This window comes from Streptomyces sp. NPDC028289 (genome assembly GCF_055565975.1).
Genome location: NZ_JBVHTI010000006.1, coordinates 260,662 through 286,856 on the forward strand (window position 1 = coordinate 260,662; position 26,195 = coordinate 286,856).

Here is a 26,195-nt window from a genome sequence, read left to right on the forward strand (position 1 = left end):
GGGTCACGGCAGCGGCTGCTCCGCCCAGATGACCTTCCCGGCGGGCGTGTAGCGGGTGCCCCACCGCTCGGCCAGCTGCGCGACCAGGAACAGGCCCCGGCCGCCCTCGTCGGTGCTCGCCGCGTACCGCAGGTGCGGGGAGGTGGTGCTGCCGTCGGAGACCTCGCAGATCAGCGTCCGGTCGCGCAGCAGCCGTACCCCGATGGGCGCCCGGCCGTGCCGGATGGCGTTGGTGACCAGCTCGCTGAGGATCAGCTCGGTGGTGAACGACAGCTCGTCCAGGTCCCAGTCCGCCAGCTGCCGGGTCACCCTGGACCGCACCTCGGAGACGGCCGCCGGATCGGACGGCACCTGCCATGCGGCGATCCGGTCCGCGCCGAGCGCCCGGGTCCGGGCGACGATCAGCGCCACGTCGTCGCTGGGGCGGGCCGGCAGCCGCTCCAGGACGGCCGCACAGGTCTCCTCCGGGGTGCCGCCGGCCGCCGACTCCAGGGCGCCGGCGAGCAGTTCGAGCCCCTCGTCGATGTCCCGCTGCCGGTCCTCCACCAGCCCGTCGGTGTACAGGACCAGGCTGCTGCCCGCGGACAGCTCCAGCTCGGCCGTCTCGAAGGGCAGCCCGCCCAGGCCCAGGGGCGGACCGGCCGGGACGTCCGCGAACTCCACGCTGCCGTCCGGCCTGACCAGCGCAGGCGGCGGATGACCGGCCCGGGCCACCGTGCAGCGCCGGGACACCGGGTCGTAGATCGCGTACAGACAGGTCGCCCCGGTGATCGTGGCCGCGGTGTCCGCTTCGTCCGCGGGGATCTCGTCCTGGTCGATACGGGCCACCAACTCGTCCAGCAGGCCCAGCAGTTCGTCGGGCTGCAGGTCCAGCGCCGTGAAGTTGTGCACCGCGGTGCGCAGCCGCCCCATGGTCGCCGCCGCGTGCAGCCCGTGCCCCACCACGTCGCCGACCACCAGTGCCACCCGGGCCCCGGACAGCGGCAGCACGTCGAACCAGTCCCCGCCCACACCCGACTGGGCCGGCAGATAGCGGTAGGCGATGTCCAGGGCGCTCTGCGCGGGCAGGTTCCGCGGCAGCAGACTGCGCTGCAGGGTCACCGCCATGCTGTGCTCGCGCGTGTAGCGGCGGGCGTTGTCGATGGAGACGGCGGCGCGGGCCACCAGCTCCTCCGCGAGGGCCAGCTCCTCGGTGTCGAACGGGGCGGGCTTCTCCGCGCGGCAGAAGTTGGCCAGGCCCAGCACCATGTTCCCGGCCCGCAGCGGTACCGTGATCAGCGAGTGGATGCCGAACTCCAGGATCCGGCCGGTCAGCTCCACGTCCTGGGCCCGCCAGCCGGGCGAGTCCCGCAGCCGCGGCTCGATGACCGACTCGCCGGCCTGCAGACTCCGGCCCTGCGGCGAGGACGGCACGAACTGGAACCGCTCACCGACCGGGTACAGCGGGGCGTCCTTGCGGATGCCGGTGCACGCCACCCGGCGCAGCGCGTCCCCGGGCTTCGGCTCCTCGCCCTTGAGGACCGCTTCGTACAGGTCGACGGTGGCGTAGTCCGCGAACCGCGGCACGGCCAGCTCCGCGAGTTCCTCGGCGGTACGGGTGACGTCCAGGCTGGTGCCGATGCCCACCCCGGCGTCGTACAGCATGTTCAGGCGCTCGCGGGCCACCTCGGCGCGGCCGGAGAGGGCGCGCAGCTCGGTGGAGTCGCGCAGGGTGACGACGCTGCCGGGCGGTCCGCCGCGCACCTCGATGGGGCGCTGGTTGACGGCCAGCAGCCGGTCCTTGACCAGGTGCACCTCGTCGGTGGCGACCCGCCCGGAGGCGATCAGCGTCGCCGTCTCCGCGTCCAGGCCGAGGTCCAGGACCCGGCGGCGCTCGGCGTCCGCCGGCAGGTCCAGCAGGCGCTGCGCCTCGTCGTTGGCGAGCATCAGCCTGCCGTCGCCGCCGACGATCAGCACACCCTCCCGCACGGAGTGCAGCACCGCGTCGTGGTGCTCGTACATCCGGGTCATCTCGTCCGGGCCGAGACCGTGCGTCTGGCGCAGCAGCCGCCGGCTGACCAGCGCGGTGCCCGCCGTCGCCAGGGCCAGCGCCGCGGCGGCCGCCGTCAGCAGCAGCGGCAACTGCTGGTCGGCCGTGCCGCCCACGTGCGCGGTGGTGATGCCGGCCGACACCAGGCCCACCACCGTGCCGTTCGCGTCCCGGACCGGCACCACGGCCTGCACCAGCTCCCCGATGGTGCCGTGGACCTCCTCGGTGACGATCCCGCCGGCCAGCGCGGGCCCGATGTTCCCGACGAACTTCTTGCCGATGCGGTTCGGCTTGGGGTGGGTGTACCGGATCCCGTCGGTGTTCATGACGACGATGAAGTCCACACCCGTCGCCTTGCGGGCCGCCTCCGCCCGCGGCTGGAGCACCGTCGTCGGGTCGGGCAGCCGCAGCGCCGCCGCCGTGCCGGGGGCGTCGGCGAAGGTCTGGGCGACGGCCAGGGAGCGGTTACGGGCCTCCCTGCTGCTGTCGTGCCGTTCCTGCAGCACCAGGGCCGCCAGCGCCGACACGACGAGCAGCAGCACGATCACCACTTGCAGGACGAACACCTGTCCGGCCACGCTGCGTCCGCTCAGCGCCTTCCACAGCCGCCCGGACCGGAGCCGCCCCGGCCCGCTCGGCTCCCGCTCCCCCTGGGCGAGCGGCGCGCGCGGAGTCCCGGATGGGGACGGCCGAGTGTCGGACCGGCCGGGGTGACGGACCATGAGCCCATGTCTACACTGCCGGGCCGCGCGAGGCGAGAGCGTCCCCGGAGGTAACCGGGCCGATACCCCGTTCTGTACCGATCATCCCCGGTCCGCGGGCCCCGGACGGCGGGTGGCGAGCAGCAGCGCGACGTCGTCGGGGCGGTCGGTGGCGTGCCGGGCCATGGCGGTGAGCCGGTCGGCCACCCCGGTGAGGGTACGCGCGCCACGCCGCCCCGGTGCCGCCCCGGCCTCGGCCAGGGCCGCCCCCAGCGCCGCGATGCCGTCGTCGATGTCCGCGCCCGGCCGCTCGACCAGCCCGTCCGTGTAGAGGGCCAGGATCGCGTCCGGCGCGAGCTCCAGTTCGGTCACCGGATACCGGGCCCGCGGGTCCACGCCCAGGACGACACCACCGGGGATCTCCAGGACGCGGGTGCGGCCGTCCGGGGCGCGCAGCAGGGGCGGCGGATGACCGGCCCGGGCGATCCGGGCACGCCCGGTGGCGGGGTCCAGGCGCAGGTAGCAACAGCTCGCGAACTGGCCCGGATCGAGGTCGATGAGCAGCCGGTTGGTGCCGCCCATGACCTCGTCGGGCGGCCGGTCGCTGAGCGCGAAGGCCCGGACCGCGCTGCGCAGTTGCCCCATGGTGGCGGCCGCCTGCACGCCGTGCCCCTGGACGTCGCCGATGACCAGCGCGAGTCCGTCGCCCGCCCCGACGACGTCGTACCAGTCGCCTCCCACGTCCATGCCCTGGGTGCCCGGCAGATACCGTCCGGCGGTCTCCACCTGCGGGTGCGCCGACAGCCGGCGGGGCAGCAGCGCCTGCTGGAGACCGCGGGCGAGGGCGGCCTCGCTGTCGTAGCGCCGGGCCTTCTCCAGCGCGTGCGCGATCAGGCCCGCGAGCGCCATGAGGACGGTGCGCTCCTCGGTGCTGAAGCCGCGCTCGGCCTCGAAGCCGAGGATGCAGGTGCCGACCGGGCGCCCCGAGGCGATCAGCGGCAGGAAGGCGCGGGCGCCCACGGCGGCGTCCAGGGCGAGACCCGGGTAGGTGTCGCCCAGTCGCCGCATCGACTCGAAGAACAGCGGCCTGCCGGTGGTGAGGGCCTCGACACCGGGGATGTGGGCGTCCAGGCCGACGCCGTCGAACGGGGCGAGGAAGCCCGGCGGGAAGCCGTTCTCCCAGGCCAGGTAGAGATGCCGGTCCTGGAGCAGGTAGATGGCCAGCCGACGGCCGCCGAACGCGGGGAGCAGCTCCTGCATCACCACCTCGGACACCTGCCGGGCGGTCACCGCGTCGGTCAGTGCGATGGCCAGGGCGATCGGCCGGTACAACGGGGTCATCGAGGGGCCGGGGCCGCGGGCCAGCCCGAGGGCGCGCGCCGTGCCCGGCTCGGTCGCGGGCGGCAGGTGCACGGACGGCTCCATCCGGCTGGCGGGGACGACCGTGCAGGTGACCAGGTCCTGGCCCGGATGCACGGACAGGGCGAGGAAGTCGCCCTCGGCGGCGTCCCCGCGCCGGGCCTGGAAGTGCACCGGGCCGCTGGCGAGCAGCGCACTGCGCCAGTGGTCGTCGTACGGCGGCCCGCTCAGCCACGGCATCGCCTCCCACACGGGCCGGCCGAGCAGCTCGGAGCGCGGCCGGCCGGCCAGCCGGACGACCGCCGGGTTGGCGTAGCGGACGACCCCGGCGCGGTCCAGGCAGAAGACCCCCTCGGGGAGCAGATCGGCCGCTCCGTCGGCGGCGGACGGGCCCGGGTCGACGACGATCCCGGAGACCGGCGACGGGTCGACGGCGCCGGGCGGCGGCCACAGCTCCAGCAGCAGCGGTGCGCCGTCCGCGGCCCGCACCCGCAGCGGGGCGTGCGGCGGCTTGCCGGCCGCGGTCTCGTGCAGCGCGGTCAGCACGTCGTCGGCGTCGTCGGGCGCGACGGCCACGGCCAGCTCGGCGCCGGTGCCGGGGAAATCCTCGGGCGTCATGCCGAGCAGGGCGTGCAGCCGGTCGTCCGCGTGCACCGCGGAGGTGGCCGGATCCCAGGTGAAACGGCCCACCCGGGCCGCCCCGGGCCGGGGCGCGGGCGGCCGTACGCACACCGGCTCGCCCTCCCAGGCGACCGCCGCGTCGCCCTCCTCGGCCACCAGCTCGCGCAGCCCGGCCCCCAGACGCTCGGCCAGCCCGCACAACCGGTCCAGGTCCGGCAGCTCGTCCACGGTGTCCGCGGTACCGGGAAGCAGCACGGTGAGCACCCCGAAGGACGGCTCCGCCCCGGGCACGGGCGTGTAGATCGAACCGAACTGGAACGGCAGGCCCGCCGCGAACTGCGGATAGCGGCGCACCATCTCCGTGGCGTTGGGCAGCACCACCCGCGTCCCGAGCCGGTAGGCGTCCGCGACGGGGAACGGCCGGTCCACGTGCAGCCGCCACCAGGGTTTGAAGAGCGGGCCGGGGAGCCCCACCAGCGTGGACAGCCGCAGCAGTCCGGGGGTGCCGGAGCGCAGGTACACCCCGGCGACGTGGGCGCCCGCCGCGCCCAGGGCGCCGGTCGAGGCCTCGACCAGCAGCGCGGTCAGCCGCTCACGCGCCCGGCCCACGTGCTCGCCGCTCCCATTCATCGGGTCCTGCCTCGTCCGCGCACCGCCGGGTGGGTGACACAGCAAGAATGCGTCACGACGGCCCGGATACGCACCCCCGCGGCACGGATCGCGGGGCGGTCCCGGCCGGCGCCGGCCCGCTCAGCCCCCGGCCACCGGCCGCAGCACCAGGTGGCCGTCCTCCCGGGCGGCCGCCATGGCGAACGGGAAGGTGTCCGTCTCCAGGCACATCGGTACGTCCTCGGGGTGCACGCCCTCCCAGCCGAGCCGCACGCCCTCGGCGAGCCGCGCCGCCCCGCCGGAGTTTCGGGCCCGCTCGACGAACGGACCCGGGGCGACGGAGCCGTCGGTCACCAGCCCGGCGATGTACTCGGCGCAGGCCAGGTCCTCCTCGGCCCGCCCGCCGTCCCCGGTGACCACGAAGGTGACCGCGGCGGGCCGCTCGCGCCGCAGCACGGCCGCGGTGGCCCCGGCGACCACGAAGCTCGCGCACAGCAGCAGCCGGGCTCCGGCGACGGCGAGCGCCCCGGTCGTCCCGGCGGTGGTCTTCTGGACGACCGTGCGGCCCGCGACGTCCAGCGCACGCAGCTCGGCCGGTGAGTTGGCCAGGTCGAAGCCCGGCGCCACCGGACCGTCCTGGAAGGCCAGCCAGCCGGGGTGACGGGCTTTCAGCTCCAGCGCCTCGTCGAGGGTCTCGGCGAACACGATCCGCTCGGCGCCCTTCCGGAACGCCCAGGCCGCCACCGTGAACGCGCGCATCACGTCGACGACCACGGCGACTTCGGGGGGCGAGGACAGACCGGGGACACCGGTGAACGTGGCGCGCACGATCCCATCATGCCCCGTCGGTCAGAGCTCCGGGTCCTCCGTCGCCGGCAGGGCCGCGCGCATCGAGCGCAGGGCCAGCAGCAGGACGCCGATGTCGTCCAGGTAGATCGGGTCGGGCAGCAGGTCGGTGGGGAGCACCAGATACAGGACGGCGCCCCAGAACACCCAGCGCGAGCCGGTCGGCAGCCCGGCCCGGCGCAGGGTGCGCCGGGTGCGGACCAGCCGTACGAGTACGGCGACGGCGCCGGCCAGCAGGGCCGCGGCGACGATCGCGCAGATCACGAGCACGGTCGTGGTGGTGTCCATGGCTGTCCTGTCGTCCGGCCCCGATCCGGCCCGGGGTCCCTCACTGGTCCGTCTTCCCGGTTTCGTCCTCGGGCATGGCCACCGGCCCGGCGCTCTCCTTGGGGGCCCGCAGTCCCTTGAAGGCGCGGGTCAGCTGCTGGAAGGGGGAGGCGGGTTGGGGCGCCGGTGCGGCCGGGGCGGGGGTGTCGCGGAGGGCGGCGAGCGCCTCGTCGGCCCGCTCGGCGGCCTCCCGGTACAGGTCGCGGGACCTGGTCATGGCCTCCAGCGCCTCGGCGTACTGCGCGACGCGCTTGCGCTCGCGCGCCAGCTCCTCCTCCAGCGTCATCAGGGTCCAGTTGTCCCGCAGATCGGCCAGCGCCTCCTCGGCGCCCTGCGGGGCGGGCTTCGGCAGCGCGGCGAACCGGCGGACGGCGGCGATCAGTTCGGTGGGCTCCGAGCCGTCCAGGAAGACGCTGCGCACCGCGTACTCCTGCGCGTCGTAGCCCGACGGCGCCGGGTCCGGGGGCAGCAGTACGGCGCCGCCGCGCGGGATCTCGACCCCGAGGTCGCGCAGCGCCCAGTTGACGGCGCGGAACTGCTGGGGCGCGGCCCGGTGTTCCACGACGCGGTGCGCGAGGCCGGGCGGCAGCTGCCGGACCAGCGGCAGCCGGCCGAGTGCGTCGGGGGTCATCGCCTCGTGCACGACGAGGTTGACGCACCAGGCGTCCTTCGCCGCGTCCCGCAGCACCCGGCGCATGTCCTTGTCGTCGGCGGGCAGCGGGTTGACCGTGCGGAGCCTGACGCCCGCCACGGCCGGGTGGTAGTCCCAGGCAGCCTCGCCGCCGTCACCGGCCTCCTCGCCGTCGGGCCAGAACATCGCCGCCGGGGAGGGCCAGGTCTCGTCCCAGGGGCGGTCGGCCTCGGCGATCAGCTGCCACTCCCGCCCCGCCTGCCGGCCTTGCGGGTCGACGGCGAGGGCCAGCCGGGCGCGCACCGTCACGGTGCCGTCGTCGACGCGCCAGCGGGCCTCGAAGACCCGTGGGGCGGAGCCCTCGGGCGAGGGGGGTTCCGCGAAGTCGTCGAGGACGCCGGTCTCCTTGCGGCTGCGCAGGATCCTGCGGATCACCTCCTCGGAGTCCGGACCCGTGTGGCGGCCGCGGGCGGCCCAGACGGTCGGCGGAAGGACGGCACGGTCGGCGGCGGTGTTCGACATGGGCCAATCTGCTGGTGGGAGGGGAGTGCGTCCTCCAGTATCACCGCCCGGGAGCGTGTCTCATAGGGCGGGGGCCGCCCGCGCGCGGCGAGTGCGCCCCGCACCCGGGGTGCGAACCGAGTGCGCCATACGACGCCCGTTCACCCGTGCCCCGGATCCGGCCGGCCCCGGACAATGGTGCGGCGAACGGGGCCCGCCCGCCCATCCGCTTCGGGGCGGGCCCCGTTCACACCGCCGGGAAGCACGAGAGGGGGGCCGACGGCGGTGCGTCGGCCCCCCTCTCACCCGTCACGTCTCAGTGCCTCACGCGCCACTCTCGCGGAGCATGTCCTCGCGCTCGACGAGCTTGACGCGCTCGCGGCCCTGCGGCTCGCCCAGCGCCTTCTCGGCGGCGTCCAGCCGGTACCAGCCCTCCCAGGTGGTGAAGCGGACGTCGCGCTCGGCGAGGAAGGCCTCCACGGCCTCCGGCGCGGGCGCCTCGGGGGTGTGCAGGCGGCCGTTCGCGTAGTCGTCCAGCAGGTTGGACACCGTCTCGTTGGCGTCGCCCTTGGTGTGGCCGATGAGGCCGACCGGGCCGCGCCTGATCCAGCCGGTGACGTACGTCGACTGCAGGTGGCTGCCGCTCTCCTCGATGACCCGGCCGCCCTCGTCCGGGACGGTGCCCGACTCGATGTCCCAGGGCAGCTTGGGGAGCTTGTCGGAGAGGTAGCCGACCGCGCGGTAGACGGCGGTGACGTCCCAGTCCTTGAACTCGCCGGTGCCCTTGACGTTGCCGGTGCCGTCCAGGGCGGTGCGCTCGGTGCGCAGCCCGGTGACCTTGCCGTCCTCGCCGAGGATCTCGGTCGGCGACTCGAAGAAGTGCAGGAACAGCTTGTGCGGGCGGTCGCCGACGTCGCGGATCGCCCAGTTCTCCAGGGTCTTGGCGACCATGTCGGCCTGCTTGTTGCCGCGCCGGGTCTCGATCGAGCCCTCGTCGTAGTCGATGTCCTCGGGATCGACGATGACCTCGATGTTCGGGGAGTGGTCGAGCTCGCGCAGCTCCATGGGGGAGAACTTCGCCTGCGCCGGGCCGCGGCGGCCGAAGACGTGCACTTCGAGGGCCTTGTTGGCCTTGAGGCCGTCGTGGACGTTCGGCGGGATCTCGGTCGGCAGCAGCTCGTCGGCGGTCTTGGCGAGGATGCGGGCCACGTCCAGGGCCACGTTGCCGACGCCGAGGACCGCGACCTTCTCCGCCTCCAGGGGCCAGGTGCGGGGCACGTCCGGGTGGCCGTCGTACCAGGAGACGAAGTCGGCGGCGCCGTACGAGCCGTCCAGCTCGATCCCGGGTATCCGCAGCTCGCGGTCGGCGGTCGCGCCGGTCGAGAAGATCACCGCGTCGTAGAAGGAGCGCAGGTCGTCGAGGCTGATGTCGGTCGGGTAGTCCACGTTGCCGAAGAGGCGGATCTGCGGCTTGTCGAGCACCTGGTGCAGGGCCGTGATGATGCCCTTGATGCGCGGGTGGTCGGGCGCGACGCCGTAGCGGATCAGGCCGAACGGGGCGGGCATCCGCTCGAAGAGGTCGATGGACACGCCGGGCTCGGCGGCCACCCCGGACTTGAGCAGGGCGTCGGCGGCGTAGATCCCGGCGGGGCCGGCTCCGACGATGGCTACCCGCAGGGGGCGCGGCATGATCAGGTTCCCTTCGAGTGAGGACAATCGATCTCGAACGGGAAGCCTAAACTAAGGCAGTCCTAAGTTAGTACGCGGGTCCGCTCTATGACCTCATAAGCCGATCTTATGACGTGTGTCGGGTCCGGCTTATGGCGTCCCGGACGTCATCGCGGCCTCCCGGTGCTTGGCGGGTGCCCGGCGCATGCACCACCCTGTCCTCTGCGGCGCACCGAGGCGCGGTGGCCGGAGGGCGAGGGGTGAGGGCGTGCAGGCACGCGGGGAGACGACCGTCGCGGTGACCGGCGGCAGCGGGTTCGTCGGGAGCCATCTGGTACGGCGGCTGCTGGAGCGCGGGTACCGGGTGCGCGCGACCGTCCGCCGCGCGTCCCGCGCGGCGAAGGTACGGCCCCTGTGGGAGCTTCAGGAGGCCTTCCCCGGCAGGCTCACCCTGTTCGAGGCCGACCTGCTCACGGACGGCTCCTTCGACACGGCCTTCCATGGCTGCGCGACCGTCTTCCACGTCGCCTCGCCGTTCCTGATGCCGGAGCGGATCAGGGACGGCCAACGGGACGTGGTGGACCCGGCGTTGCTCGGCACCCGCAACGTGCTCGGCAGCGTCGAGCGCACGCCGGAGGTGGATACCCTGGTCTTCACCTCCACCGTGGGCGCGATCTTCGGCGACTACGCCGACGTCCGCGGGATGGCCGGCGAGGTCCTGACGGAGAAGTACTTCAACACCACCAGCACGGTGGTGGACAACCCCTACCACTACGCCAAGACGGTCGCCGAGCGCGCCGCCTGGGACGCCGAAGCCGCCCAGGACCGCTGGCGCATGGTCTCGATCAACCCCGGCCTGATCCTGGGCCCCTCCCTCACCCCCGCCTCCGAGTCCGGCAGCCTCTTCCTGCTCGACGAGCTGTTCAAGGGCTACTTCTGCTACGGGGCCCCGGACTTCAGCTTCACCACCGCGGACGTCCGCGACGTGGCCGACGCGCACATCGCGGCGGCGGAGAACCCGGTGGCCAGGGGCCGATACATCGTGGCCAACGAGACGATGACGTCGTTCCACGAGATGTCCCGGATCATCCGCACCCGCCACCCCTGGGACCCACGCCTGCCGCGCACCGCGCTCCCGCACGGCCCGGTACGGGTCCTCGGCCCGCTCTTCGGCCTCACCCAGGACTACATACGCAAGCACCTCGGCATCCGCTTCCGCGTCGACAACGGCCGCAGCGTCCACGAACTGGGTCTTGCCTACCGGCCCGTCGAGGAGACCCTCCTGGACCACCACGAGAGCTGGCGCACGCGGCGGCGGAGGGTCTGAGCCCGACGGCCGGGGGGCACAGGGGGGTCAGGCCGGGCGGATCACGCGGTGGATCGCCGACTCCCCGGCGTTGTAGATCGACTCCTCGCGGATGAGCGCCCCGGGGCTCGGCGCGTGCACCATCGTGCCGCCGCCCGCGTAGATCCCGACGTGACTGTCGTCGTCGAAGAAGAAGACCAGGTCACCGGGTTCGACGGCGGCCAGCGTGATCGGCGTGCCGGCCAGCGTCTGCTCCTGCGCGGTACGCGGCAGCGTGACACCGGCGGCGCGCCAGGCGGCCTGGGTCAGGCTGGAGGCGTCGTACGCCCCCGGCCCGGTGGCTCCCCAGACACACGGCCGGCCGATCTGCTCCCGGGCGAACGCCAGCGCCTTCATGGCCTTGCCCGGCTCGGCCCCGACGCCCGGCTGGACGAAGGCACCGGGTTCGGCGTAGGCGCCGGGCGCGGCTGCGGTGGGCGCCGGGGCGGGGACCTGCGGGGGTGCGGTCGGCAGGGGCGTGGTGGGGAGCGGGGCGGTGAAGACCGGGGCCGGGGCGGCGGCGGTCATCGCCATGGCCGGCGCGGGCGCCGCCATCGCCTCGGGCGCCGCGGTCATGGCCATCGGCGCCGCGGCCATCGCCGGGGCCGGGGGTGCCGCCATCGGCGCTGCCATGGGGGCAGCCATCGGTGCCGCCGCGGGTGCTGCCATGGGGGCCGCCATCGGTGCCCCCGCCGGCGCGGGCATCGGCGCGGGCATCGGCGTGGGCATCGCGGCGGCGGGCGCTGCCATCGCCGTGGGCATGGCCATGGTGGCCGCGTAGGCGTAGGCACCGTCGGCGGGCTGCATGCCTGCCGCGTAGGCGTAGGCGTAGGCATCGTCGGCGGGCTGCAGGCCAGCCGCGTAGGCGCCGGACATGTCGGCGGCGGGGGCCGCGGCGAAGGGAGCGGCCGGTGGCATGGCGGCCATGGGCGCCGCGGGGGCCGCCGTGGTGTACGCGCCGATGCCGTAGGCGGTGTCGGCCGTGACCGGCGGTACGTCCGGGTAGGCGGCGGCCGCGTTCGGCGACATGACCCGGAAGCCGCCGGGGTCCATCGGGCCGGGGGCCGGGGCGGGAGCGGCCGCGGGAACGGCGGGCGCCGCCGTCGGGAAGGCGCCGCTGTTCGTGGGGGCGGTGGTCGGGAACGCGCCCGTGTCCGTGGGAGCCGCCGTCGGGAAGAAGCTCGTGCTCGCCATGGGGTCCACGGTCGGCAGGACGCTCGTGCTCGCCATGGGGTCGGCAGTCGGGAAGGCGCCCGCGTCGGCCGGGGTCGGCATCGGGAACGAACCCGTGGCACCCGGCGTCATGATGCGGAAGGAGCCGGTGTCCCCCGGGGACGGTGCCGGGGCCTGGGCGGCGCCCGCGTCCATGGCGGGCGCGCTCTGGTAGGTTCCGCCGCCCGAGCCGCCCGGGGTCATGACGCGGAAGCCGCCCGAGTCCGCCGAGGCCCGGGTCGGGGCGCTGTCGGCACCCCCCGGGGTCATGATGCGGAAGGTCCCGGTGTCCGACGGGGACACGATCGGGATGCCGCCCGTCTCGGTCACCGCCGGGAGCGCGCGGGTGGCGGCGGGGGAGTCGGTCCGGAAGGAGCCGCTGCCGGAGCGCTGGTTCGGTATGCCGGCGGCGGGAGCCTGCCACGGCTGCGCCGGGGCCTGGCGCTCGGGCGTCGGCCAGGGGCTGGGCGCCGGTGGAGCGGCCTGGGCGGCGGGGGCCGGGGCCGCGTCGAGGGCGGCGATCGCGCGCTGCCCGGTGCGCTGGGACAGCACCTCGCGCGCCTTGGCGAGCTTGAGCTGGTTCTTGGTCTTCGAGGTACCCGGCGTGGGCCGCTGCGGCCCGGCGGCGGGCAGCGCCCGCGGCGCACCCGAAGACCCCGCGGGCAGCGCCGCGGCGGGCCCCGCCGTCAGCTCCAGCTTCGGGCGCGCCGGCAGTTCACGGACGACCTCGATCTCGCTCTGCGCGGACGGTCCCGCGGTCAGCTCCAGCCGGGCCGGGCCGGAGTCCTCCAGCTGGCCGAGCAGGTCGGCGGCCATGGCGCTGACGGGCCGGCGCGGGCCGGGGCGGGCGGGCTGCCGGTCGGTGGGCAGCGCGGCCGGAACGCTCGGCCCCAGCTTCGAACGTGCTCCCTCGAACCACTCACGGGCGATGTTGTCCAGGCCCGGGTCGTCGCGCCGGGGCCGCTTGAACAGCGGGACACCGCGTGAGCGCGAGCCCCCGCTCAACGCACGCGTGGCGTTGTAGTTCCCGGTGGCGTTCTCGGCCTGGTCGTAGAGGCTGTCGATCCGCTGTCGAACCTCGTCACGGCTCTCGGGCGCCATTGAGGGGTCGTGCTCCTTCCGTACTCCGCCTACCGGGTTAGCTGTCGGGTTCGGGCGGTGGAATCCGGAAGGCATGCCCTACGGCCCTTGTCCTCGCGGACGGCGGCCGATTCACCCCAGTGGTTCGGTTGGGTCCCCGGCTCCGGATCCGCCCCTGAGGGGCACCGGACTCGGCGGAGGCCGCGCGGCCCGACGGGATTCGCCGGGGGGAGCCGAGCGGCTTGCCCGTCAACTTAGCCAACTTGTGTCACTCGTGTGAAGGTTGAAGTGGCTAATGTCCGATACGTATTTGTGATGTTCGTCGTAGCGTTCGGAACTCGACCGTACGGAACGGCATTTCGCGCGCATCCATTGCATTCGCAGGGTCACCGGGGCGTTGCCGTCGGTCGCGTTCCTCCTGTTCCGGGACACCCGCTTCCTGTGAGGTCACCGTGAATTCGCGGGTCTGTTGAACGCGGTGGTGCCGTGAGCCGTATAGGGCGGGGGATTTCCATGCCCGGCCGCCCACGACACAGGGGAACGACCTTGAGACGCAACAGGCGCAGACGCCCGACCGGCGCACAGCGCGCGACCTTCGCAGCGGTCGCCCTGATGCTCGGCGGCGCAGGACTGGTGGCGGTGAACGTCTATGCCTCGGCCACCGAGGGCGGCGGGGACCAGCAGGGGCAGGTCGCCACCGGCCAGGTGCTGTCCGCGCCCACGGTCTACTGCCCCGACGTCGGCAGCCGGCTGACCTCGGTACCGGACGGGGCCCGGGCCGACGTCGACGGTGAACTCGCCCGGATGGACCAGCAGATCGCCGTCGCCTACCAGCAACTCACCGAGCACGCCGCCGAGATCGAGCAGAACCCGGCCTTCGCCGACCAGGCGATCATCGGCCCGCTGAAGGAGCAGCGGTCCGCGTCGCTCCAGCGCATCGCCGAAGCCATCGGCCGCGAGGGCGACCGTCCGCAGGGCCTGGACGACCTCGCCGCCTGCACCCTGCGCTCGTCGAACCAGGGTGACGGGCAGTCAGCGGCACCGCAGGGCGGTGCCACGCCGAGCCAGAGCGGCCAGGGCAGCGCCGCACCGAGCCAGGGCACCGGCGCCGGCGGCCAGGGCGGCAACGGCCCGGTCGCCGCCGACTACGCGGACATCACCTCCGTCCAGCCCGACGTCACCACCCCGGCCGAGCGGCCCGGCGGCTCCAGCGGCACCTTCAGCTCCAGCTGCGGCGTCAACGCGAACGGACTGTTCAACTCGGACAACGTGATCGTCGCGCCCGGGGTCTCCAACGGCGCCCACCACTTCCACGACTACATCGGCAACCAGTCCAACAACGCCTTCGCCAGCGACCAGGACCTCGCGAACGCCGACACCAGCTGCGCGGACCAGGGTGACAAGTCCACGTACTACTGGCCCGTGCTGCGGCTGCAGAACGGCAAGCAGGAGCGGGACGCCGACAAGCCGGGCGGCGGCACCGAGGGCAACGCCGGGCAGATCGTCACGGCGAAGGAGGTCACGCTGACCTTCGAGGGCAACCCGACCTCCAAGGTCACCGAGATGCCGCGGCTGCTGCGCATCATCACCGGTGACGCCAAGGCGTTTGTCAACGGCCCGGCCAACGCCAACGCCTCCTGGAGCTGCACCGGTTACGAGAACCGGCAGCTCAAGGACAAGTACCCGCTCTGCCCCTCGGGCAGCGACGTCGTGCGCACGTTCAGGTTCCAGAGCTGCTGGGACGGCCGGAACATCGACAGCGCCAACCACCGCACCCACGTGGCGTTCGAGGCCCCCGACGGCAGCTGCCCGGCCGGATTCCAGGCCATCCCGCAGCTGGTGCAGCGCATCGTCTACGCCGTGGACGCGCCGAGCCTCCAGGACGGCGGCCGTACGGTCCCGCTGTTCGCGGTCGACTCGTTCCCCGAGCAGCTGCACAAGCCGGTCACCGACCACGGCGACTTCATCAACGTCTTCGACGAGGGCCTGATGCGGAAGATGGTCGACTGCATCAACTCCGGCCGGACCTGCGGGGCCGGGGCCGACGAGCAGCCGCCGTCGCAGAGCGCGGCGCCATCCGAGCCGTCCGAGCCGAGCGGGACCGCGAGCCCGGTCACGCCGCCGGCCGAGTCGCAGAGCGCCGAGCCGTCCGAGCCGGCGACCGAGCAGCCGTCGTCCGAGCCACCGGTCGGCACCCCGGCCACGCAGACCGCCACCGCCACCGCCACCGCTCCGGGCTCCGGCGGCACCGGGCTGCCGAGGGTCTACGCGACCGCGTCGCCGAAGAGGACGTCGACCACCAAGTCGTCGGGCGGCGGTGTGATCAGCGAGCCGACGCAGCGGCCCGACACCGAGGCACCGACCGCCGGTGACTCCGCCGCGCCGACCGGCACCGCGGTCGCCGCCCCGGCCGGCCAGGAGACCCCGGCCACCGGTTCCGGGACGGAGCCCCAGACCGAACCCCAGGCCGTCCAGGGCGGTCTCGCCGAGACCGGCGCCCACCTGTGGCCCGCCGTCTTCGGCGGCCTGCTGCTGGCCGGCGGGGCCGCGTTGCTCTGGCGCACCAGGCGGAACTCGGTCTGACCCCTCTCACCTACCGGTCAGCGTGTCCTGGGCGGGCTCGAACGTGGGGAGCATCTCGTCGTGCTCCGCGCTGCCGAGCCCGCCCAGCGCTTTTTGTTGACCTACCGTCATATTACTGAACCGTAACCTACCGACTGCTACCGCCGGTAATGCACGGCTCGTTACCGTCGGGTAAACCGCACCCGCCCCGTCGGCCGCTCCGGGGACGTCCGTTGCACCTCCCACGTCCAGCACGTCCAGGAGGTTCCCCATGCCTGTCCGTGTCCGTCTGGTGGCCACCGCCGTCGCCGCTGCCGCCTGCCTCTGTCTCCAGACCCTGCAGGCCACGGCCTCCCAGGCGGAGGTCTCCCGGGGCGTCACCATCCCCGCCTTCTACGACCCGCCTGCCACCCTCCCCACGGCCGACGGATCCCTCGTACGCACCGAACCCCTCCCGCTGGCCCTGAGCCTGCCGAGCCTGTCCGGCCCGCTGCCGGGCACCGCGACCCGCCTGATGTACAGGCCCACCGACTCGGCGGGCGACCCCGTCGCCGTCACCGGCGCCTACATCGAGCCCACCGCCCCCTGGCTCGGCCCCGGCGCCCGCCCGCTGGTCGCGCTGGCCCCCGGCACCATGGGACAGGGCGACCAGTGCGCCGCCTCCATGGGCCTGCAGTACCCGCTGCTCCTCAACGGCCGGACCGTGTCCGTCGGGTACGAGGACCTGTCGATCTACCGGCTGCTCGCCGAGGGCGTCGCGGTCGTCGTCACCGACTACGTAGGACTCGGCGCCACGGACCGGCTCCACACCTACGTCAACCGGCTCGACGGCGCCCACGCCGTCCTGGACGCCGTACGCGCCGCCCGGAACCTGCCCGGCGCCTCGGTCACCGCCGCCTCGCGCGTGGGCCTGTTCGGCTACAGCCAGGGCGGCGGCGCCACCGCCGCGGCCGCCGAGCTGCAGCCCGCCTACGCCCCGGACATCACCCTCTCCGGCACCTACGCCGGGGCGCCGCCCGCCGACCTCACCGCCGTCACCGCGGCCATCGACGGCAGCGACCTGGCGGGCGCCCTCGGCTGGGCGGTCAACGGCTTCGTCCAGGCCGACCCGGCGCTCGAACCGATCGTCGACGCCCATCTCGGCACGGCGGGCCGGGCCGCCCTCGCCGACCTGTCGACCATGTGCGTCGGCGACGCGCTGCTCGCCTACGGTTCCCAGCACAGCACCGCCTGGACGAACGACGGCAGCTCCATCTCCGACGTCATCGGCGAGGAACCCGCCCTCCAGGCCTTCCTGGACGAACAGCGCATCGGCCGGACCGCGCCCGCGAGCCCGGTCCGGCTGGCCACCGGCGTCAGCGACGACCTCGTCCCGCACGCGCAGGCCCGGCAGCTCGCCGTCGACTGGTGTGACAAGGGCGCGAACGTCACCTACGTGCCGGTCCTTCTGCCGGACGCGGGCCGGGCTCTGCTGAACCACCTCGAACCCCTGCTCACCGACCAGGGCGACGCCGTCGCCTGGCTCACCGCCCGCCTCTCCGGCGTACCGGCCGGCTCCAACTGCCGGAGCCTGCCGGTACAGCCCTGAACATGCGGCCTCCTACGCGCAGTCCTGCCCGTACAGCCCTGAGCGCCGCCCGCCGCCGTTTGCCGTCGGCGGGCACCGCACGGCAGGGTGCCGGTGTGCCCACCTTGCTGATCGTCCACCACACCCCCTCACCGCACTGCCAGGCCATGTTCGAGGCCGTGGTCTCCGGGGCGACCACCCCGGAGATCGAGGGCGTGCGGGTCGTGCGCCGCGCGGCGCTGTCCGCCACCGCCGCCGACGTGCTCGCGGCCGACGGATACCTTCTCGGCACCCCGGCCAACCTCGGCTACGTCTCCGGCGCCCTCAAGCACTTCTTCGACCAGGTCTACTACCCGTGCCTGGACGAGACGCGCGGCCGCCCCTTCGGCGCCTACGTCCACGGCGGCAACGACGTCACCGGAGCCCTGCGCGCCCTCGACTCCATCACCACCGGCCTCGGCTGGCGCCGGGCGGCCGAACCGGTCACGGTGACCGGAGAGCCCCGTAAGGCCGACCTCGAGGCCTGCTGGGAACTGGGCGCGACGGTCGCCGCCGGCCTCGCCGGGGACGCCTGACCCGGCTCCGCTCGCCGGTCACCCGGACGGACGAAGGTGCGGGCGCCGGAGCCAGGGCACACGATGGGAGCAGGCCCTGTCGTCGATCCGAGGGAGCGCCGGATGGCAGCGCAGCGCCGTGCCTGCGGGCCGCCCGCGCAGGAGATGTTGCGGGAGTGCGCCCGTGACGTGGTGGCCGTCGCCGAGGGCATCCGCGAGGTCTCCGCCCGGACCAGCTCCGTCCTCTTCGCCCCGGCGCTGACGGGTTCCGCGCGCCGTCGCCCGCGCACCGGCCTGGCCGCCCGCTGGGCGCTGCTGCGGACGCTCACCAACAGGCAGGGTCTCGGCGGCTCGGCGATCGTCGCGCCCGACGGCGTCGGCCATCTGCTCGGCGCCGCGGGGGAGGCGCTGGGCCGGGAGAGCCTGGCCGCGCTGGTGGCGGTCACCTCGCTGCGGCTGAGGATCGCCGCCGTACTCCTCGACCACCCCGAGTTCGGGCACGACCCGGGCATGCGCCGGCTGACGGACGCCGTCACCGCCGACCACGACCCGGAGGCCGCCGTCCGTGCACTGCGGGCCCTCCTCAAGGACCGGGGGGCCCAGCGCTCGCTGTCCGCCCTCGCGCCTGTCCTGGCGGAACTCCCGGCCGTCCGGGGCCTGCTGGACGAGGACCCGCTGAGCGACGAGACCGCCTGGGCACTGGCCGCGGGAAGGGCGCTGACCGCCGGACCGGTCACGGGCTTCGACGCCTCCCCCCTCTCCGTCTCGGACCAGGGCGAGGGCGCCGCCCAGGCCGTCGAACTGTCCGCCCAGGAGGCCCGGTCCATCGCCACCGAGGGCTCCTTCCTCGGCTTCCTGCGCAACATCGACGTGCTCGCGGGCGACGCCCGCGTCCTCCTCCAGGAGGTGCGCGGCCCCGACGGCGTGCTCCGGTACGTCGTCCAGGCACCGGGCACGGCCCCCGGCCGCCCCCGCGACGACTCCCCGCGGGACTTCGCGGGCGCCTGGCGCGACCTGTTCCTGACCGACTCGCCGTACACCCGCTCGATCCTGCTGGCGATCCGGGACCAGGGCATCCCGCGCGGCGCCGACCTCGCGCTGGTCGGGCACGGCGAGGGCGGGATCGCGCTGCTGAACCTCGCGCAGGACGACGAGTTCTGCCGCGCCTACCGGGTCACCCACGTGGTCGCCGTCGGCGCGCAGGTCGACGACCGCAGGCCCGCCGACCCGCGCACCTGGGTCGCCGGTATCACCAACCGGTACGACATCGTGCCGGTCCCGGACGGCCCCGGCGCCCCGCACCCCAACCGGTACCGGGTCGACTACACCGGCCCCAACCGGGAGTTCCCGCGCTGCCACCTGCTGCGCGTGTACATCGACCACCTGGAGACGGTGATCCCGCAGGCCCGGGCCGACGTCGACCGCGCCCTCGCCCGCTACCGGGGCCCGGTCGAACGCACCCGTGTCTACCGGCTCAGGGACCGCGGCCGCCCGCCCGAGGGCTACCCGTTCCTGGCCGTCCCCACCGCCAGCCTCGCCACCTCGGCGGGCCCGGTCGACGTGCCGGTGCGCTACTACGACTCCTCCGCCGCCCACCTGTGCTTCCCGGTCGACACCGACGTGGCCCGCAGCCTGCTGCCCGACGTCGCCTGGATGGTCCCCACCCGGCTCGGCCGCCGCGCCCTCGCCGTGCTCTCCCTCTACGAGCACCGCTGCACCACCATCGGCCCCTACACGGAGCTCGGCCTGTCGGTGCTGGTCGACGACCTGTGGCGGCCGCACGCCTACGACCTCGCCGCGGACCTGCTGCGCCGTGCCGACCTGCGCCGCACCGGGCGTTACGTGGTCGCGCTCGCCGTCGGGACGGAGGAGGCGCGGGCGGCGGCCGAGGAGGTCTGGGCCCAGCCGGCCGTACGCGGATCCGCCGACGTGGAGCTCCAGGGGCGTGAACTGCGCGTGCACGCACCCGAGTTGGGTGTCTCGGTGGAGGGTCGCCCGGGGCCCGGGGCGCGCTGTCCCGAGGCGGACTGGGTGTTCTACGGGCGCCGGGGCGAGAGCACCGTACGCACCCTGGTCCGCGCCCACGGCAGACCGCGCATCCATGCCCGCCCCCGGCTGCGGCTGCGGCTGGACGGCGCCCACGGGCCGCTCGCCCGCCACCTCCAGATCCTCGAACTCGACGCCGTACGGCCCGGGTTCGTCCTGACCAGCCCCCGGTTCGTGGCCCGCAGAAGCGCCGGTGCGGTGCTGCCGCGCTAGGCATCCCTCCGAGTACAGGTGAGCCCCATGGCGACCGAATCCCGTCCCGCCACCGCCGCCCCGGAACTCCTCGCGTACGTGGACGGCCTGAGGGTCGACGCGGACCGGATGGACGGCTATGCCGAGCGGTTGCGCGGAGCCGCCGAGAGGCTGGGCGACTGCGCCGGGGCACCGGAGTGGAGCGGTGCCGCCCTGGAGCGGCAGGCGACGGCCTGCGTGACCGCGGCGATACAACTGCGGGCGGCCGCGACCGCGTTGCTGGCCCACGCGGCGGAGTGAACGGCGGGCCTCGACCGGAGACGCGGCGCGGCCGGGACGCGTCCGTCCCGGCCGCGCCGTGGTGTCGGCGGCTCAGCAGGCCGGAGCGGCGTGGGGTTGTTCCGGGCCGGGCTTGGGGCGGGTGCGGGTCCAGGACGGGTCGGCGGCGGGGTCAGGAGTGGGGGGACGGTCCATGGGGCGGGGGGCCTCCTGGGGCGTGGGGGGAGGTGAGCGGTGTGTCCGGTGCCGTCGACAGCTCGGCCCAGACGACGCGGGCGGTGGGCCGCCCTTCCGGCGCGGCCGTGACGCCCCAGTCGAGACTGAGCGCGTCGACCAGGAACAGGCCGCGCCCGTTCTGCTCGTCGGGTCTGGCCCGCCGGGGTGCCGGCAGCGTGATGCTGCCGTTCTGGTCCTCGACCTCGATGCGGATCCGGTCGGCGCCGGCGTGCACCCGGCAGACGATCCGCCGGCCGGCCGAGTGCACGATCGCGTTGGTGACCAGTTCCGAGGTCACCAGGACCGCGTTGTCGCGGGCCTCCTCGCCCACGCCCCACGAGCCGAGCAACTCGCCCACGCTCCGGCGGGCGTTGCCCACCGCGCGCGGCGTCGGCGCCAGGTCGAAGACCCGGCTGCGCGGGGCGGGCCGGTCCCCGGAGGCGAACCGGTCGAGGCCTTGCGGCCCAGGGAGTCGACCGAGGCGTTCGCCTCCGGGTGGTCTGGGGATGCCCGTCACGTCCGACGGGCGGTACGGGCCCTCGGCGGCGGCCGCCAGGGCCGGCCGGGGCAGGCCGGGTATGTGGTCCTCGGGCAGTCGGTCGAGCGGCTGGGGGAGAGAGGGCGGGGCCATCGCCGTGCGCCTTTCGTCCGGCTTCGCAGCGTGGGGGCTGAGCTGTCGCGTCCGCTCCGGGCCACGCGGGGGCAGACGACGACCCGTGCCTGGGCGGCGCCGGGCCGCAGCTCAGTCTCCCCCAACTGGACTGCTTCGCCTGCTCCTTGGTCGGTCGGAGCAGTGAGTCCACTCTGGCATCTGCCAACATCGCCTCGCAACCAGCAAGTTGAAAATTGCAAGAAGTGAAGTGCATGCTGCTCCCGACAAGAAGTGATCGAACCCGTGCGTGAACGATCACGAGTACGTGAGACGGTGACCCTGAAACCTGGTGCGAGGGGGTAGGGCGTGACCTCGGAGACCGACTGGGGCGGAGCCCCTTCCGTCCTGCGGATGATCCTCGGCCGGCAGCTGGAGGAGATGCGCACCCGGGCCGGCCTGAGCTACGAGCAGGCGGCCGCCGCGATCGGGGTCAGCCACTCCACGATCCGCCGGATGGAGGCCGCCAAGGTGGCCCGGCTCCGGCTGGCCGACGCCGAGAAGCTCCTGCAGGTCTACGGCGTGACGGACCGCCAGGAGGTCGACACCTTCCTCCAGTCGGTGCGCGAGGCCAACAAGCGCGGCTGGTGGCACACCTACCGCGACGTGATGCCGGACTGGTTCGCCGCGTATCTGAGCCTGGAGCAGGCGGCGTTGCAGATCCGCGCCTACGAGAACGAGTTCGTGCACGGCCTGTTGCAGACCCGCGAGTACGCGGCCGCCCTGCTCGGCGCCGGCAACCCGCACGCGCCGACCGAGGCCACCGAGCGCATGGTCGCGCTCCGCATGCGCCGCCAGGAGCTGATCACCCGGGAGGCGCCGCCGCGGCTGTGGGTCGTGATGGACGAGACGGTGCTGCGCTGGCCGGTCGGCGGCTCCGGGGTCATGCGGGCCCAGGTCGACCACCTGATCGAGATCAACCGGCTGCCCAACGTCACCTTGCAGATCATGCCGTTCGCCAACGGCCCGCACCCCGCCATGCGCGCGGGTGCGTACCACCTCTTCCGGTTCAAGGCTCCGGAGCTGCCCGACATCGTCTATCTCAACGGCCTGGTGGGCGCCGTCTACCTGGACAAGAGCGACGACGTCGTGGTCTATCGCGAGGCCCTGGACCGGCTGGGCGCCCAGGCGGCGCCCGCCAGAAAGACCGAGGCCCTCCTCGGTGCGATTCGCAAGGAGCTCTGACGTGCACCACCCCATACGCAACGGCATCCCGTCCCGGCAACTCGGCGCTCGCGGCTGGTCCAAGCCGTGGAGCGACGACGCCGGCGGCGCCTGCGTCGAAGTGAAGAAGCTCGCCGACGGCCGGGTCGCGGTACGCCAGTCGACCGACCCCGACGGACCGGCGCTGGTCTTCACGCCCCGTGAGATGACGAGTTTCCTGTCCGGAGTGAAGGCGGGTGACGCCGACTTCCTGATGTGATCGGATCTCCCGGAACTTCCTTGCTATGGCTGATCGTTCAACCAACCCCCCACCCCCGACGCACCACAGCGCAGCCCCCCGAACACCCCCGCATCCCTCACCTGAATGGGAGACACGGCGTTGCCCGACAACGGATGGCCGGCCGACCGCATCGACACCGAGAACGCGCACTCCGCACGGATCTACGACTACATCCTGGGCGGCAAGGACTACTACCCCGCCGACCAGGAGGCGGGCGACGCGATGTCCCGGGAGTGGCCCGCGCTCCCGATCCACATGCGCGCCAACCGCGACTGGATGAACCGCGCCGTACGCTGGCTCGCCGAAGAGGCGGGGATGCGCCAGTTCCTGGACGTCGGGACCGGCATCCCCACCTCCCCGAACCTCCACGAGATAGCCCAGTCGGTGTCCCCGGACTCCCGGGTCGTCTACGTGGACAACGACCCCATCGTCCTCACCCTGTCCCAGGGCCTGCTCTCCAGCACGCCCGAGGGCCGGACGGCGTACATCGAGGCCGACTTCCGGGACCTGGCGGACCTCTTCGACGCCCCCGAGCTCCGCGAGACCCTGGACCTGGACAAGCCGGTCGCCCTCACGGTGATCGCCATCGTCCACTTCATGCTCGACGCGGACGACGCCGTGGGTGTCGTACGGCGGCTGCTCGAACCGCTGCCGTCCGGCAGCTACCTGGCGATGTCCATCGGCACCGCCGAGTTCGCGCCCGAGGAGGTGGGCCGGGTCGCCCGCGAGTACGCGGCCCGCAACATGCCGATGCGGCTGCGCACCATCGACGAGGCCCACGAGTTCTTCGAGGGCCTGGAGCTGGTCGAGCCGGGCATCGTCCAGGTCCACAAGTGGCACCCGGACGGCACCGGCGAACAGGGCATCCGCGACGAGGACATCGCGATGTACGGAGCGGTCGCCCGCAAGCCGTAGCACGGGTTCCGTGCCGGGGCCCGGCTCACCTTCCGGGCCCCGGCACGGTCGTTCCACGGGGTACCGGTGACGGTCACCCGTACCGGGGCGGACGGCGCCACGGAGGTCGGGGTCCCGCACGAGGACCTTCCCGAAGGCATCCGCCCCGAGGGCCGGGCCCCGCCCTGCTCAGGCGTTCGGGTCGAACGAGATGCCGGACGGCATGGAGTACCCCAGGTTGGCGTTGAACGAGCCGTCCTTGATCTTGATGGTGGCCTCGCCGAAGTCCGCGTTCATCAGCTTGTCGCGGTAGCCCGCCGGGTAGCCGTCCCAGCCCACCAGGCGCGGGAAGAACCAGCCGCCGGTCACGTTCTCCGGCGGGTCGTCGTTGGAGTTGGCGAACCGGAAGTCGTGGGTGGACAGGCCGTCCTTGTGGTAGACGATCTTCGGGTGGGTGCCGTCGAACCGGATCGCCGAGGCCGGCTGCACCAGGTAGCTGCTGTGCTGGGACACCGAGACGTACTGCACCTGGTTGTTCTGGGTCCACACGATCACGTGTTCCCAGTCGTGCCGGTGCCCGATGGCCAACGGCCCGTACGTCGCCTGGTCCTTCTCGAAGTAGCTGGCGTACATCACTGCGCACCAGCCGTTGTTGCACTTCTCGCGCGAGTAGGTGTTGGCGTTGGCGAGCTGCGCGTAGTCGTGGCAGTGGCCGTTGACGTCGCCGCCGAGCTTCAGACCGGGGTTGATGGTGCCGTCGGCGCCGATGGCCGCGGTGGCGTAGCAGCCGTCGCCGTCGTAGTCGTAGGCCGGGGAGAACGTCTGCTCCAAACCGTCGGCGTTCTGCGGCAGCAGCGTCAGGACGTCGGCGTGCGCGGTGGCGGGCACGGCGACGACCAGCGCGAGCGCGCCGAAAGCTGCGGCGAGGGCCTTGCGGAGCGGCCGTCTGCGGGTGGGGGACTGCAGTTCGGTCATGGGGACTCCCTGTCGGTGGAAGGCGCAGCGGAGTCTCGCAGTCGGCTCCTGCCGACGACCACCCTTACGACTTAACTTTGACCCAAAGACAATTGAACAGCTCGCCCGACTCGGTTGCTGTCAGACGCTGTTGACGTGCTGTGAGTCCCCCGGATGTGGTTGCCGCAGGGTGTGACCGGGGCCAGGCTGCTCGTCGGTCCTTCCGCCCCCCACCACCCGAGAGGGAACCCCCGTGAGCGACACAGACATGCCTTCGGCCCCGTTGAACCGGCGCGGCTTCCTCGGCGCCGCCGCCGCGGCCGGGCTGCTCGGCACGCTGCCCACACCAGCGGAAGCGAAGACCGCGGCCGCCACAGTGATATCCACGGAGTCCGGCCAGGTCACCGGAGTCCAGGGCGGCCTGCGCGGCGTCACCGTCTACAAGGGCATCCCGTACGCGGACACCACCGCCGGCGCCAACCGCTGGCGCCCGCCGCAGCCGGCCCCCGCCTGGGACGGCGTCCGCGCCGCCGACTCCTGGGGCCCCGCCTGCCCGCAGCCGGTCACGGGCGTCCCCGCCGACCAGGTGCCCGCGTTCGGTGAGGACTGTCTGAACCTCAACATCTGGACGGCGGCCACGGGTTCGGGAGACAGCCGCCCCGTCCTGGTCTGGCTGTACGGCGGCGATCGGGCCCTGTGGTCGGGCCAGGAGATCTACAACGGCTCCCTGCTCGCGTCCAAGGGCCTGGTCGTCGTCACCCTCGACTACCGCGTCGGCCCGCTCGGCGGGCTGTCCCACCCCGAGCTCACCGCCGAGTCCGCGTACGGCGGCTCCGGCAACTGGGGGATCCTGGACGTCGTGGCGGCGCTGGAGTGGGTCCGGCGGAACATCGCCGCGTTCGGCGGCGACCCGGACCGGGTCACCCTGGCGGGCTGGGCACTCGGCGCGTCCATCGTGCACATCCTGCTCGCGTCCCGGCAGGCCAGGGGCCTCTACCACCGCGCGCTGCTCTCCTCGGGAGTCCGGTACACGAAGGACCCGGCCCTCGCCCGGGGGCCCGGCCGCTACCGGACCCTCGCCGCCGCCGAGGCCGACGGCGCCGACTTCGCCGCCCGGTTGGGCGCCGCCGATCTCGCCGGCCTGCGCGCGCTGGACGCCGACGACATCGTCGGCGGAGCCGCCGCCGACACCGCCGCCGACTTCGGCCACGTCCTCGACGGACACGTCCTGCCCGACGCCTACACCGCCGTCCTGGAGGCCCGCGCCGAGACCGACGTGCCCGTGCTGACCGGCGTCTGCAAGGACGCGAACGGCGCCTCACCCGACCTGAAGCTGACCCTCGACGCGTTCCAGGCCTACGCCCGCTCCGAATTCGGCCCGCTGGGGCTCGCGGACACCTTCCTGGACCTGTATCCGGCGGACGGCGACACGGCGGCCGCCCAGCAGTTCAGCGCCTACGCCCGGGACGAGGAACGCGTCTCCGCCTTCCTGTGGGCGACCCAGTTCAAGGACACGGCCGCCGACTCCAGTGCCGTGCACACCTACTTCTGGACCCGGGTCCCGCCCGGGTACGACGACACCAACCCGGTCATCGGCACCGCCGCGACCGGCGCCTTCGAGGGCTCGGACGTCTACTACCTGCTCGGCTACCTCTACAACACCGGCCGCCCCTGGACCGCCAAGGACTACGACACCGCCGACACCATTGCCGCCTACGTCGCCCGCTTCGCCGCCACCGGCGACCCGAACGGCAACTCCCTGCCCACCTGGCCCGCCCTCGCCACCGACACCCCGCAGACCATGGAACTCGGAGGCAACCCCGGCACGCTCGCGCTGGCCGACAGCGACGCGAAGCTCACCTTCCTGAAGAGGTATCTGGAGTCGCAGGCCACGGAGTTCTGACGCCCG

General features: G+C 73.7%; 19 protein-coding genes and 1 riboswitch. Of the genes, 10 read left to right on the forward strand and 9 right to left on the reverse strand.

Going from position 1 to position 26,195, the window contains the following annotated elements:
• Positions 1-3: 3 nt before the first annotated feature.
• The 6 genes from ACZ4UV_RS30410 to ACZ4UV_RS30435 all read right to left on the reverse strand — a co-directional run bounded on the left by ACZ4UV_RS30410 (position 4) and on the right by ACZ4UV_RS30435 (position 9,313).
• The gene (locus ACZ4UV_RS30410) at positions 4-2,751 is read right to left on the reverse strand and encodes a SpoIIE family protein phosphatase (protein ID WP_467842143.1); all 2,748 of its coding nucleotides are present in this window, start codon (positions 2,749-2,751) and stop codon (positions 4-6) included.
• An 81-nt stretch (positions 2,752-2,832) separates the two neighbouring features.
• Positions 2,833-5,340, reverse strand: a complete 2,508-nt coding sequence (locus ACZ4UV_RS30415) for a SpoIIE family protein phosphatase (protein ID WP_467842146.1) — start codon at positions 5,338-5,340, stop codon at positions 2,833-2,835.
• A 120-nt stretch (positions 5,341-5,460) separates the two neighbouring features.
• Entirely contained in the window at positions 5,461-6,147 is a 687-nt protein-coding gene (locus ACZ4UV_RS30420; protein ID WP_451017593.1) for a 2-phosphosulfolactate phosphatase, read from the reverse strand.
• A 21-nt stretch (positions 6,148-6,168) separates the two neighbouring features.
• Positions 6,169-6,453, reverse strand: coding sequence for a YkvA family protein (locus ACZ4UV_RS30425; RefSeq protein ID WP_390035967.1), 285 nt, complete (start codon positions 6,451-6,453; stop codon positions 6,169-6,171).
• A 40-nt stretch (positions 6,454-6,493) separates the two neighbouring features.
• A complete protein-coding gene (locus tag ACZ4UV_RS30430; protein ID WP_451017592.1) occupies positions 6,494-7,645 on the reverse strand; it encodes a hypothetical protein in 1,152 nt (383 codons plus the stop codon).
• A gap of 303 nt (positions 7,646-7,948) precedes the next feature.
• Positions 7,949-9,313 (reverse strand): FAD-dependent oxidoreductase, encoded by a 1,365-nt coding sequence (locus tag ACZ4UV_RS30435; protein ID WP_451017591.1) that lies wholly within the window; start codon positions 9,311-9,313, stop codon positions 7,949-7,951.
• A 247-nt stretch (positions 9,314-9,560) separates the two neighbouring features.
• Here ACZ4UV_RS30435 and ACZ4UV_RS30440 point away from each other — a divergent pair, with 247 nt between their 5' ends.
• A complete protein-coding gene (locus ACZ4UV_RS30440; protein WP_467842151.1) occupies positions 9,561-10,619 on the forward strand; it encodes an NAD-dependent epimerase/dehydratase family protein in 1,059 nt (352 codons plus the stop codon).
• 27 nt (positions 10,620-10,646) lie between these two features.
• Here ACZ4UV_RS30440 and ACZ4UV_RS30445 read toward each other — a convergent pair whose 3' ends face one another.
• Positions 10,647-12,950, reverse strand: a complete 2,304-nt coding sequence (locus ACZ4UV_RS30445) for a C40 family peptidase (protein ID WP_467842154.1) — start codon at positions 12,948-12,950, stop codon at positions 10,647-10,649.
• 10 nt (positions 12,951-12,960) lie between these two features.
• Positions 12,961-13,136, reverse strand: a riboswitch (cyclic di-AMP (ydaO/yuaA leader).
• Between the two features lie 405 nt (positions 13,137-13,541).
• Between ACZ4UV_RS30445 and ACZ4UV_RS30450 the strand changes: the two genes are divergently transcribed.
• From ACZ4UV_RS30450 to ACZ4UV_RS30470, 5 genes are all read left to right on the forward strand, one after another.
• Entirely contained in the window at positions 13,542-15,512 is a 1,971-nt protein-coding gene (locus ACZ4UV_RS30450; protein WP_467842892.1) for a DUF1996 domain-containing protein, read from the forward strand.
• A 250-nt stretch (positions 15,513-15,762) separates the two neighbouring features.
• A complete protein-coding gene (locus ACZ4UV_RS30455; RefSeq protein ID WP_467842157.1) occupies positions 15,763-17,079 on the forward strand; it encodes a lipase family protein in 1,317 nt (438 codons plus the stop codon).
• Positions 17,080-17,174: 95 nt separating this feature from the next.
• Positions 17,175-17,633 (forward strand): flavodoxin family protein, encoded by a 459-nt coding sequence (locus tag ACZ4UV_RS30460; RefSeq protein ID WP_351498064.1) that lies wholly within the window; start codon positions 17,175-17,177, stop codon positions 17,631-17,633.
• 102 nt (positions 17,634-17,735) lie between these two features.
• Positions 17,736-19,871 carry a hypothetical protein gene (locus ACZ4UV_RS30465; RefSeq protein WP_467842160.1) on the forward strand — a complete coding sequence of 712 codons (2,136 nt, stop codon included), beginning with the start codon at positions 17,736-17,738 and terminating at the stop codon, positions 19,869-19,871.
• 27 nt (positions 19,872-19,898) lie between these two features.
• Complete coding sequence (locus ACZ4UV_RS30470; protein WP_390035952.1) at positions 19,899-20,150, forward strand: hypothetical protein; 252 nt, start codon at positions 19,899-19,901, stop codon at positions 20,148-20,150.
• Positions 20,151-20,301: 151 nt separating this feature from the next.
• Here the strand turns inward: ACZ4UV_RS30470 and ACZ4UV_RS30475 are convergent, their stop codons facing one another.
• Positions 20,302-20,976 carry an ATP-binding protein gene (locus tag ACZ4UV_RS30475; protein ID WP_451021023.1) on the reverse strand — a complete coding sequence of 225 codons (675 nt, stop codon included), beginning with the start codon at positions 20,974-20,976 and terminating at the stop codon, positions 20,302-20,304.
• Between the two features lie 327 nt (positions 20,977-21,303).
• On the opposite strand from ACZ4UV_RS30475, the gene ACZ4UV_RS30480 reads away from it, so the two are divergent.
• The 3 genes from ACZ4UV_RS30480 (at position 21,304) to ACZ4UV_RS30490 (ending at position 23,353) form a co-directional block, all read left to right on the forward strand.
• Positions 21,304-22,179 carry a helix-turn-helix domain-containing protein gene (locus ACZ4UV_RS30480; protein WP_390035948.1) on the forward strand — a complete coding sequence of 292 codons (876 nt, stop codon included), beginning with the start codon at positions 21,304-21,306 and terminating at the stop codon, positions 22,177-22,179.
• Position 22,180: 1 nt separating this feature from the next.
• Entirely contained in the window at positions 22,181-22,417 is a 237-nt protein-coding gene (locus ACZ4UV_RS30485) for a DUF397 domain-containing protein (protein ID WP_177233215.1), read from the forward strand.
• Between the two features lie 120 nt (positions 22,418-22,537).
• Entirely contained in the window at positions 22,538-23,353 is an 816-nt protein-coding gene (locus ACZ4UV_RS30490; RefSeq protein WP_390035946.1) for an SAM-dependent methyltransferase, read from the forward strand.
• Positions 23,354-23,521: 168 nt separating this feature from the next.
• Here ACZ4UV_RS30490 and ACZ4UV_RS30495 read toward each other — a convergent pair whose 3' ends face one another.
• Complete coding sequence (locus ACZ4UV_RS30495) at positions 23,522-24,307, reverse strand: NPP1 family protein (RefSeq protein ID WP_467842166.1); 786 nt, start codon at positions 24,305-24,307, stop codon at positions 23,522-23,524.
• A gap of 232 nt (positions 24,308-24,539) precedes the next feature.
• Between ACZ4UV_RS30495 and ACZ4UV_RS30500 the strand changes: the two genes are divergently transcribed.
• Positions 24,540-26,189, forward strand: coding sequence for a carboxylesterase/lipase family protein (locus ACZ4UV_RS30500; RefSeq protein ID WP_467842169.1), 1,650 nt, complete (start codon positions 24,540-24,542; stop codon positions 26,187-26,189).
• The last annotated feature ends 6 nt before the right edge of the window (positions 26,190-26,195 follow it).

Coding starts and splice junctions, on each gene's coding strand:
- ACZ4UV_RS30495 (WP_467842166.1), bottom strand. CDS start 24,307: ATGACCGAACTGCAGTCCCCCACCCGCAGACGGCCGCTCCGCAAGGCC.
- ACZ4UV_RS30475 (WP_451021023.1), bottom strand. CDS start 20,976: ATGGCCCCGCCCTCTCTCCCCCAGCCGCTCGACCGACTGCCCGAGGAC.
- ACZ4UV_RS30450 (WP_467842892.1), top strand. CDS start 13,542: ATGCTCGGCGGCGCAGGACTGGTGGCGGTGAACGTCTATGCCTCGGCC.
- ACZ4UV_RS30465 (WP_467842160.1), top strand. CDS start 17,736: ATGGCAGCGCAGCGCCGTGCCTGCGGGCCGCCCGCGCAGGAGATGTTG.
- ACZ4UV_RS30425 (WP_390035967.1), bottom strand. CDS start 6,453: ATGGACACCACCACGACCGTGCTCGTGATCTGCGCGATCGTCGCCGCG.
- ACZ4UV_RS30445 (WP_467842154.1), bottom strand. CDS start 12,950: ATGGCGCCCGAGAGCCGTGACGAGGTTCGACAGCGGATCGACAGCCTC.
- ACZ4UV_RS30435 (WP_451017591.1), bottom strand. CDS start 9,313: ATGCCGCGCCCCCTGCGGGTAGCCATCGTCGGAGCCGGCCCCGCCGGG.
- ACZ4UV_RS30430 (WP_451017592.1), bottom strand. CDS start 7,645: ATGTCGAACACCGCCGCCGACCGTGCCGTCCTTCCGCCGACCGTCTGG.
- ACZ4UV_RS30470 (WP_390035952.1), top strand. CDS start 19,899: ATGGCGACCGAATCCCGTCCCGCCACCGCCGCCCCGGAACTCCTCGCG.
- ACZ4UV_RS30455 (WP_467842157.1), top strand. CDS start 15,763: ATGCCTGTCCGTGTCCGTCTGGTGGCCACCGCCGTCGCCGCTGCCGCC.
- ACZ4UV_RS30415 (WP_467842146.1), bottom strand. CDS start 5,340: ATGAATGGGAGCGGCGAGCACGTGGGCCGGGCGCGTGAGCGGCTGACC.
- ACZ4UV_RS30410 (WP_467842143.1), bottom strand. CDS start 2,751: ATGGTCCGTCACCCCGGCCGGTCCGACACTCGGCCGTCCCCATCCGGG.